This is a genomic window from Undibacterium sp. TJN25 (genome assembly GCF_049339885.1).
Classification (GTDB): domain Bacteria; phylum Pseudomonadota; class Gammaproteobacteria; order Burkholderiales; family Burkholderiaceae_D; genus Undibacterium.
This window is the reverse complement of sequence record NZ_JBMPPM010000004.1, coordinates 448,534-458,541: the sequence shown is the minus strand read 5'-3', so window position 1 is coordinate 458,541 and position 10,008 is coordinate 448,534. Positions and strand designations below refer to the sequence as shown.

Sequence of the window (10,008 nt, the reverse complement as noted above, 5' to 3'; positions counted from 1 at the left end):
CATGTTGCTTTGGCTAGCACAATTTTTCAAACAAGATCTCGGCCTGCTGAGGGTATTCGGCTTCATCACGTTCCGCGCGGTGTTTGCCGCGATGACGGCAATCTCCATCGGCATTTTTGCCGGCCCTGCGGTGATCCGCATGCTGACCCGCATGAAGGTCGGCCAGGCAGTGCGTACCGATGGTCCGCAGACCCATCTGATCAAATCCGGCACGCCTACCATGGGCGGCGTGCTGATCCTGATTTCCATCGGCGTGTCCACATTGCTGTGGGCGGACCTGAGCAACCGCTTCGTCTGGGTCGTCATGATTGTCACGCTTGGTTTCGGCGCCGTCGGCTGGGTGGACGATTACCGCAAGGTCGTGTATCGCGATCCCAAGGGCATGTCGTCGAAAGAAAAGTATTTCTGGCAATCGCTGATTGGCCTGATCGCGGCGCTGTACCTGGCGTTTTCGGTGTCGGGTTCGAATAATACCGAGGTATTGCATCTGTTCTTTGCGTGGATACAGTCCGGCTTCAACCTGGATCTGCCGCCAAAAGCCGATCTTATCGTGCCCTTCTTTAAAACCGTCAGTTATCCGCTGGGCGTGTGGGGCTTCATCTTCCTGACATATTGCGTCATCGTCGGCACCAGCAATGCCGTCAATTTTACCGACGGCCTGGACGGTCTGGCGATCATGCCTACCATTATGGTGGGTTCTGCGCTTGGCCTGTTTGCCTATCTGACCGGCCACGTTGGATACTCAAAATACCTGCTGCTGACGCATATCCCCGGCGCCGGCGAGTTGCTGATTTTTTGCGGCGCGATGGCGGGCGCGGGCCTGGCTTTCCTGTGGTTCAACGCGCATCCGGCGCAGGTGTTCATGGGCGACGTCGGCGCGCTGGCGCTGGGCGGCGCGCTGGGCACCATCGCCGTCATCGTCCGGCAGGAAATCGTGCTGTTCATCATGGGTGGCATCTTTGTGGCAGAGACATTATCGGTGATGCTGCAGGTCAGCTACTTCAAATACACGAAGAAAAAAACCGGCACCGGACGCAGGCTGTTCCTGATGGCGCCGCTACACCATCACTTCGAACAGAAGGGCTGGAAGGAAACCCAGGTGGTCGTACGTTTTTGGATTATCACGATGATGCTGGTGCTGGTAGGCCTGTCGTCGCTGAAGCTGCGATAGAAGCAGGCTGGATGAATCGACGGTAACGGTAGTTAGCAATAATTGGCAGTAATTGGCAGTAATGAAAAATCGGGAATATTGATGGATTTTGCAGGAAAACACGTATTGGTGCTCGGTCTGGGAGAGTCTGGACTCGCGATGGCGCAGTGGCTGCTGCGCTGTGGCGCGCGCCTGCGTGTGGCCGATACGCGCGAAGCGCCGGACCGGCTGGGCGCCCTGCAGGCGCTGGCGTCGGACCTGCAGTTTGTCGCGGGCGTATTCAATGCTGATCTGCTGGAAGGGATCGACGCAATTGCCGTCAGTCCAGGCTTGTCGCCTTTGCGCGAGCTGGCGGCGCTGCTGCCGGAAGCACGTCAAAGGGATATTCCGGTGTGGGGCGAGATCGAGTTGTTTGCGCAGGCACTTGCCGGCTTGAAGCAACAGCGCGCCTACACCCCCAAAGTGATTGCGATTACCGGCACCAACGGCAAGACGACTGTCACCAGTCTGGTGGGCCTGCTGTGCCAGCGTGCCGGATTGCGGACACGGGTGGCCGGCAATATCAGCCCGGCAGTGCTGGATGTGCTGCGTGAAGAACTGGACCGCGATGACGCGCAGCGTCAGGTGTGGCTGGCGGAAGCTGCTGCAGAGGCCGCGGCTATTGCTTCTGATGTGAAGGCAGATGCACCTCAGGCGCCCTTTGCAACGTCTGTTACTGGAAAAGATGCTGCCGAAGCACTGGCAGACGTAGTGCAGGAAGCCGAGCAAGGAACAGAGTCACAAGCGGAGTTAAAAGCAGAGTCAAGAGCAACGCAGGAAGAAAAACCTGAGGATGCAGAAGAGGGCGAGGCTGAAGAGGAACCGGACGGCGGCGATGAAACCGCTGATGCGATTGCTGCGGTACCTAGTGCCAAGTCCGTACTTCCAGCGCCTGCCACACCTCCAGCACCAGAGGCGCCGCAACCGCCAAGTACTTTGCCGCAAGTCTGGGTGCTGGAATTGTCCAGCTTCCAGCTGCACACCAGCTTCAGCCTGCAGGCCGATGTGGCCACCGTCTTGAATATCACGCAAGATCATCTGGACTGGCATGGCGACCTTGCTGCATATAGCGCAGACAAGGCACGCATTTTTGGCGAGCGCACAGTGCAGGTGCTGAACCGTGACGATGCGCTGGTGATGGCGTTGGCCAGGCCGATGGCAAATATGGTCAGCTTCGGCGTCGGCGAGCCGGAACAGGCCGGCGACATGGGCCTGATAAATGAGCATGGCATGGTGTGGCTGGCGTCAGCCGCCGCAGGCGAAGAAGGACAGCCCACCGGACGCCGCAAGAAAAAAGACATCGAAGAGGTACCGGTTGCAATCAGCCGGCTGATGCCGATGGATGCGCTGAAGATACGCGGCCAGCACAATGCGGCCAATGCGCTGGCGGCGCTGGCGTTATGCCGCGCCATCGGGCTGTCGTTCGCACCTCTGCTGCACGGCTTGCGCGAATATCATGGCGAGCCGCACCGGGTGGAGCTGATCGCGACGATTGCCGGCGTCGACTACATCGACGACAGCAAGGGCACCAACGTGGGCGCGACGGTGGCCGCGCTGAAAGGCATAGGCCAGGAATCGGCCGGGGGCTTTGACAAGCGCGTGATCCTGATTGTCGGTGGCGAAGGCAAGGGCCAGGATTTTTCGCCCTTGGCGGAACCGGTGATGCGGCATGCCAAGGCGGTGCTGCTGATAGGCAAAGCCGCCGGCGAAATACGCGCGGCAATACAGGATGCTGCGGTGGAAATGACAGATTTTTCTACGCTGGAGCAGGCCGTGCAGGCAGCGTCTGAACAGGCACATGAAGGCGATATCGTCTTGCTGTCGCCGGCTTGCGCCAGCTTTGACATGTTCCGCAATTATGCGCACCGGGCACAGGTGTTTGTGGATGCAGTGAGAGAAACAGGCTTGTCCAAAGGCGAGGTGCTCTGATGAAACAGGCGTTGATGTCACTCAGCAAATGGCTGCCGTTTTCGGCAGAGCCTGTCGCTGCGTCACATCTGGCCAAGCGTTCGCGGATGATGGAATACGATCAGCCGCTGATCTGGGTCACGCTGATCCTGATGCTGTTCGGCATGGTGATGGTGTACTCGGCGTCGATATCACTGCCGGATTCTCCGAAGTACGCCAATTACAAGAACACGCATTTCCTGGTGCGGCAGGCAATGTTTATCGCAGTGTCGCTGTTGGCGGGCCTGTTTGTCTTCAGGGTGAAAATCGAGACCTGGCAAAAGGTCGCGCCTTACCTGTTTGTCATCACTCTGATATTGCTGGTGGCGGTACTTGTTCCGGGACTGGGCAAAGGCGTGAATGGCGCCAAACGCTGGCTGTCGTTCAAGGTGTTCAACCTGCAGCCTTCCGAATTGATGAAGCTGTTCGTGGTGCTGTATGCGGCGGATTACACCGTGCGCAAGCAGGAGTACATGCACAAGCTGACCAAGGGTTTCCTGCCGATGGCGTTGGCCGTTGGCGTTGTGGGTTTGCTGCTGCTGCTGGAACCCGACCTTGGCGCCTTTGGCGTAATTGTCTGCATTGCCATGGGCATCCTGTTCCTGGGCGGCATCAACGGAGTCTGGTTTGGCGGTATCGCGGCCACACTGGTGGGTATTTTCAGTATGGTGATCCTGCTGTCTCCATGGCGGCGCGAAAGGATTTTTGCCTACCTGAATCCGTGGGTGGAAGAAAACGCGCTGGGCAAGGCTTATCAGCTATCGCATTCGCTGATCGCTTTTGGCCGTGGTGAGCTATTCGGCGTCGGCCTCGGCGCCAGCGTGGAAAAGCTGCATTACCTGCCGGAAGCGCATACCGATTTTTTGCTGGCCGTCATCGGCGAGGAGTTGGGTTTTTCCGGTGTGCTCGTCGTGGTGCTGCTGTTTTACTGGCTGGTGAAGCGCGCATTTGAAATCGGCAGGCAAGCGATTGCGCTGGACCTGACCTTTGCCGGTTTGACGGCAAAAGGAATCGGCATCTGGATAGGTGTGCAAGCTTTTATCAACATGGGTGTAAATCTGGGATTGTTGCCAACCAAGGGCCTGACCTTGCCGTTGATGAGCTACGGCGGTTCCGGGATCATGATCAACTGCGTCGGTCTGGCGATCCTGCTGCGCATCGATTATGAAAACCGTCAGCTGATGCGCGGAGGCCGGGCATGAGCGCTTCCCAGATCCTGCGGCCGGCTGCAACGGGTAAAAAACTGCTGATCATGGCGGCAGGCACGGGTGGGCATATCTTCCCAGGGCTGGCAATAGCCGAGACCATGAAAGCGCGCGGCTGGCAGGTATCCTGGCTGGGAACCAGCAAAGGCATGGAAGGACAGATTGTACCTAAGCACGGTGTGGCGATGGATGTCATTGAATTCTCCGGCATGCGCGGCAAGGGGCTGATGCATACGGTGAGCGGCGGCTTTAAATTGCTGGCGAGCTTTTTCTCTTGCTGGGGCATTCTCTCCAGGCGCAAGCCGGATGTGGTGCTGGGCATGGGCGGCTACGTCACTGTACCAGGCGGCCTGATGGCAGCATTACGCGGCAAGCCGGTGGTGCTGATGAATGCCGATGCTGGCCTGCTGCTGTCGAACAAGGCCTTGCGGCCGATCGCCAGCAAGCTGCTGTTCGGCTTGCCGTCCAGAACGGTGCATGCAGACCGGAAGACGAAGCTGACCGGTAACCCGGTGCGTCAGGAAATCTGTTATCTGCCGGCGCCTGAACGGCGTTATGGCAGCAGGGATGGCGCGTTGAGAATTCTGGTGGTCGGCGGCAGCCTGGGCGCCAAAGTATTGAACGATAGCGTGCCGGCGGCGCTGGCGCTGATTCCCGCGGATCGTCGTCCGATAGTGACGCACCAGTCCGGCAAGCAGCATATCGCCGCATTGAGCCAGGCTTATGCGGCGGCAGGGGTGCTGGCGGAAGTGCTGGATTTTATTGATGATATGCCGCGCCGCTACGCGGAAGCCGACCTGGTAATCTGCCGTGCAGGCGCGATCACGGTGTCGGAGCTGACCGCAGCGGGCGTGGCTAGCATACTGGTGCCGTTCGTGGCTTCAAGCACTTCGCACCAGCGCGACAATGCGCAATGGATGGCGCAGCAAAAAGCGGCGGTGCACCTGCCGCAGCAGGAATTGAATGCAGCAAGTCTGGCCCGGCAATTGCAGGAAATGACGAGAGAACAATGCTTGACGATGGCGCAGACGGCTTACGGCCTGGGCCAGCGGCAAGCCAATGAAACAATTGCACAGGTGTTGGAACAATTAGCATGAAACATAAAGTCAAACATATCCATTTTGTCGGCATAGGCGGCTCGGGCATGAGCGGCATAGCCGAGGTATTGTTGAACCTGGGCTATACGATCTCAGGATCCGACCTCGGCTCCAATTCCGCCTCGCAGCGGCTGGCTACGCTGGGCGCCAAAGTCATGCTGGGACATGTTGCTGAAAACATAGAAGGTGCGGATGCTATTGTCACGTCCACCGCAGTGAAGTCGGATAATCCGGAAGTCGTGGCCGGACGCGCGCGCCATATCCCTATCGTGCCGCGCGCAATGATGCTGGCCGAACTGATGCGGCTGAAAAGCGGCATCGCGATTGCCGGCACGCACGGCAAGACGACGACTACCAGCCTGGTCGCCAGCGTATTGGCGCAGGGCGGCCTGGACCCTACCTTTGTCATAGGTGGCCGCCTCAATAGCGCCGGCGCCAATGCCAAGCTGGGCAGCGGCGACTTTATCGTCGCCGAAGCGGACGAATCCGACGCGTCTTTCCTGAACCTGCTGCCGGTGATCGAGGTGATCACCAATATCGATGCCGACCACATGGAAACCTATGGTCACGATTTTGCGAAGCTGAAGCAGGCGTTCATCGAATTCACGCAGCGGCTGCCGTTTTACGGTGTAGCGGTATTGTGCCTGGATGATGCGAACGTGCGCGAGATTATGCCCTTCGTCTCCAAACCTATCGTCACCTACGGTTTCCATGAAGACGCAGATATCCGCGCGGTGAACGCGGAAGCGGCTGGCGGCAAGATGCATTTTACCGTGGTGCAGGATGGCTATGCGGACATGCCGGTCAGCCTGAACCAGCCGGGCATGCACAATGTGCAGAATGCTTGCGCTGCGATTGCGATTGCGCGTGAAGTCGGCGTGGCGGACAAGGATACCCAGATCGCTTTGTCGGAATTCAACGGCGTGGGCCGGCGCTTCACCCGCTATGGTGAAATTGCGCTGCCGGGAGAAAACGGTACTGCCGGTGGCACGTTTGCGCTGGTGGATGATTACGGCCACCATCCGGTAGAAATGGCCGCAACGCTGGCCGCGGCGCGCGGCGCCTATCCAGGCCGCAGGCTGGTGCTGGCCTTCCAGCCGCACCGTTTCACCCGGACACGCGATCTGTTTGAGGATTTCGTCAAGGTGATCTCGACTGCGGATGCGGTGGTGCTGGCCGAGGTGTATGCCGCTGGCGAGGCGCCCATCGTGGCGGCCGATGGCAGGGCGTTGGCACGGGCGGTACGGGTAATGGGAAAAATCGAACCGGTATTTGTGGAAGACATCAAGGATATGCCGGACAGCTTGCTGCATGTCTTGACAGACGGCGATGTGGTGATCGTGATGGGCGCAGGCTCCATCAGCGCCATTCCGGGCAAGCTGGCACAAACGACAGAGAAATAGATCATGAGCGAGCAGACCTTACAAAATGAAGCGGCGGCCCTGGGCAGGGTGGGTGTGCTGTTCGGCGGACGTTCCGCCGAGCGTGAAATCTCCATCATGTCCGGCACTGGCGTATTGAATGCGCTGAGGAGCAAAGGTGTTGATGCGCATGCATTTGATCCCGCGGAGCGTGGTTTTGCCGATCTGGCGGCTGAAAAATTCGACCGTGTATTCATTGCGCTGCACGGCCGCTTTGGCGAGGACGGCAGCTTGCAGGGTGCGCTGGAACAACTGGGCATCCCTTACACCGGCAGCGGCGTGATGGCATCGGCGATCGCGATGGACAAGATTTTTACCAAAAAGATCTGGATGTCGCACGGCCTGGTGACGCCCAAATATGCGGTGCTGACGCCAGAAACCGAGTTGCGCCTCGTGCCCGATGATCTGGGGCTGCCTCTGATTGTGAAACCGCCGCATGAAGGGTCGACGATAGGCATTACCAAGGTCAACGGGTATTCCGACATGCAGCAAGCTTATGCGCTGGCCGCGCAGTTTGACGACGAAGTGCTGGCGGAAGAATTCATCCAGGGGCGTGAACTGACGGTAACGATCCTGGGCACAGACGCACAGGCGCGTGCCTTGCCGATTATTGAGATCGTCGCGCCTGAGGGCAACTACGATTATCAGAACAAATATTTTACAGACGACACCAAATACCTGTGTCCGGCGCCGATGGATGCTGCGCTGACTGCCGAGATACAGCAGATGTCGCTGGAAGCTTACCGCGCGCTGAATTGCGAAGGCTGGGCGCGTGTGGACGTACTTTTGCGGGCGACGGACAGCAAGCCCTTCCTGATCGAGATCAATACCTCGCCGGGGATGACGGGGCATTCGCTGGTGCCTATGGCGGCGCGCGCGACCGGCATGAGCTATGAAGACCTGTGCCTGGAGATACTGAAAACGGCGCGCCTGAAAATGAGCAAGGGAAGCAAGTCCTAGCATGTGGCAAGACGTCAAGCTGCTGAATATGGTCGCCAATACGCTGTTTGCCGTATTGCTGCTGCTGTTGCTGGCGTCCGGCGTGTGGTGGGTGGTGCAGCGGCCGATGTTTACGCTGAAGGTGATACAGATAGAGTCGGCAGAGCAGCAGGAACTGAGGCATGTGAATGCATTGACGATACGCGACGGCGCATTGCCGCGTATTAAGGGTAATTTTTTTACGACCAACCTGGATGCAGTGCGCGGGGCGTTTGAAGCAGTGCCCTGGGTGCGCAAGGCGTCGGTGCAGAGGGAATGGCCGAACAAGCTGATCGTTACGCTGGAAGAGCATACGGCGCTTGGCACCTGGGGCGAACAGGGAAGGCTGCTGTCGGTGAAGGGCGATGTCTTTACCGCCAACCTGGCAGAGGCGGAAGAAGATGCCGACCTGGTGGAGTTTGATGGGCCGGACGGCAGTGAGAAGGAAGTACTGGCGCGTTATGCGGACCTGAAGGCCTGGTTTTCAAAAATCAGCCTGGCGCCGGAGTCCTTGCAGTATTCGAACCGGTATGCGTGGAGCCTGAAACTGAATAACGGCATGCGCGTGGAACTGGGGCGCGAGCAGACCAGCACGACGCTGAAAGAAAGGGTGGACCGCTTGCTGACCGTGTATCCGCAGTTGGTCGCAAGCCTGCAGGAAAGTATAGAAAGTGTAGACATGCGTTACCCGAATGGGCTGGCACTGAAATCCAGTCACAGCAACCTAGGGTTAAAAGGCAAGCGAAAACCCAGCGTCGCGATGCAGGATAACACCCTGTAAGCGGCAAGGGCCTTCGTCAATTATTGAAGCAAGTGGGATGACATGACAAAAGATGCAAAAAATCTGATCGTTGGTCTCGATATCGGCACCTCCAAAATTGTGGCGGTGGTGGCCGAGGTCATGCCTGATGGCCGGCACGAGGTGATAGGCCTCGGCCAGCACGAGTCCAAGGGCCTGAAAAAAGGCGTCGTGGTCAACATCGAGGCGACCGTCGAATCCATACAGCGCGCACTGGAAGAAGCCGAGCTGATGGCGGATTGCAAGATCAGGCATGTCTATACCGGCATTGCCGGCAGCCATATCCGCAGCTTCAACTCCAGCGGCATGGTAGCGATCAAGGACAAGGAAGTGATGGCCGCGGACGTGTCGCGCGTGATCGAGACGGCGAAGGCAGTGAATATCCCGACCGACCAGCAATTGTTGCATACGGTGCCGCAGGAGTTCATCGTCGACAACCAGGACGATGTGCGCGAACCAATAGGCATGAGCGGCATCCGTCTGGAAGTGAAGGTGCATATCGTCACCGGCGCGGTATCGGCGGTGCAGAACATCGTCAAATGCGTGCGCCGCTGCGGCCTGGAAGTGTCGGACCTGATACTGCAGCCTATGGCATCGGCAGAGGCAGTGCTGACCAAGGATGAAAAGGAGCTGGGCGTGGTGCTGATCGACATCGGTGGCGGCACGACTGACGTCGCCGTATTCAGCGAAGGCGCGATCCGCCATACGGCGGTGATCCCTATCGCCGGCGACCAGATTACCAATGATATTGCGATGGCCTTACGCACGCCGACTTCAGAAGCAGAGGAAATCAAGCTGCGTTTTGGCGTTGCCAAGCAGGTGCTGGCCGACCCGTCCGATACGCTGGAAGTGCCGGGCCTGGGCGACCGCGGCCCGCGTTCGCTGTCGCGCCAGGCGCTGGCCGCAGTGATAGAACCGCGTGTGGAGGAGCTGTTTGCGCTGGTGCATCAGGTGGTGCGCGAGTCGGGTTATGAAGATGTGCTGTCCAGCGGCATCGTGCTGACCGGCGGATCTTCCATCATGCCCGGCATGGTGGAGATGGCGGAAGACATCTTCCTGAAGCCGACGCGGCTGGGCATACCTGCGTATGCGGGGCAACTGGCGGACGTGGTGCGCAGCCCGCGCTACGCGACAGTACTGGGTTTGTTGTTGGAGGCGAAGAAGCAGTACATACGTGGCCATATCGTCACGCGGCAGGAGGGCTCTGCCAAAGCAGTCTGGCAGCGCATGAAAGAGTGGTTTTTAGGTAATTTTTAGTTGTAATTGGTCTTAAGTTTTGCATAATCATTTTATAATGTTGTGATATGCAGTATTTAGTCGCTAGTCGTCACTACCGTGATGCCTATCGACTAAAAACTGCCAACTTGGAGGA

The 10,008-nt window shown here is 58.4% G+C and carries 8 protein-coding genes; all 8 read left to right on the top strand.

Annotation, left to right across the window (positions count from 1 at the left end; all coding sequences use genetic code 11):
* Position 1 precedes the first annotated feature (1 nt).
* The 8 genes from mraY to ftsA all read left to right on the top strand — a co-directional run bounded on the left by mraY (position 2) and on the right by ftsA (position 9,893).
* Positions 2-1,171 carry a phospho-N-acetylmuramoyl-pentapeptide-transferase gene (gene mraY, locus ACO0LO_RS12225; RefSeq protein ID WP_422964500.1) on the top strand — a complete coding sequence of 390 codons (1,170 nt, stop codon included), beginning with the start codon at positions 2-4 and terminating at the stop codon, positions 1,169-1,171.
* Positions 1,172-1,252: 81 nt separating this feature from the next.
* The gene (gene murD, locus ACO0LO_RS12220) at positions 1,253-3,118 is read left to right on the top strand and encodes a UDP-N-acetylmuramoyl-L-alanine--D-glutamate ligase (RefSeq protein WP_422964499.1); all 1,866 of its coding nucleotides are present in this window, start codon (positions 1,253-1,255) and stop codon (positions 3,116-3,118) included.
* On the top strand, positions 3,118-4,338 hold the full coding sequence (gene ftsW, locus ACO0LO_RS12215) for a putative lipid II flippase FtsW (RefSeq protein ID WP_422964498.1): 1,221 nt from the start codon (positions 3,118-3,120) through the stop codon (positions 4,336-4,338). Before murD ends, ftsW begins: the two co-directional genes overlap by 1 nt.
* Entirely contained in the window at positions 4,335-5,438 is a 1,104-nt protein-coding gene (gene murG, locus ACO0LO_RS12210; protein ID WP_422964497.1) for an undecaprenyldiphospho-muramoylpentapeptide beta-N-acetylglucosaminyltransferase, read from the top strand. Before ftsW ends, murG begins: the two co-directional genes overlap by 4 nt.
* A complete protein-coding gene (gene murC / locus ACO0LO_RS12205; protein ID WP_422964496.1) occupies positions 5,435-6,841 on the top strand; it encodes a UDP-N-acetylmuramate--L-alanine ligase in 1,407 nt (468 codons plus the stop codon). The genes murG and murC overlap by 4 nt, the downstream gene beginning before the upstream one ends.
* 3 nt (positions 6,842-6,844) lie before the next feature.
* Complete coding sequence (locus tag ACO0LO_RS12200; protein ID WP_422964495.1) at positions 6,845-7,819, top strand: D-alanine--D-alanine ligase; 975 nt, start codon at positions 6,845-6,847, stop codon at positions 7,817-7,819.
* A 1-nt stretch (position 7,820) separates the two neighbouring features.
* Positions 7,821-8,618: a cell division protein FtsQ/DivIB gene (locus ACO0LO_RS12195; RefSeq protein ID WP_422964494.1), complete on the top strand. Its 798-nt coding sequence runs from the start codon at positions 7,821-7,823 to the stop codon at positions 8,616-8,618.
* Positions 8,619-8,660: 42 nt separating this feature from the next.
* Positions 8,661-9,893 (top strand): cell division protein FtsA, encoded by a 1,233-nt coding sequence (gene ftsA / locus ACO0LO_RS12190; protein WP_188567039.1) that lies wholly within the window; start codon positions 8,661-8,663, stop codon positions 9,891-9,893.
* The last annotated feature ends 115 nt before the right edge of the window (positions 9,894-10,008 follow it).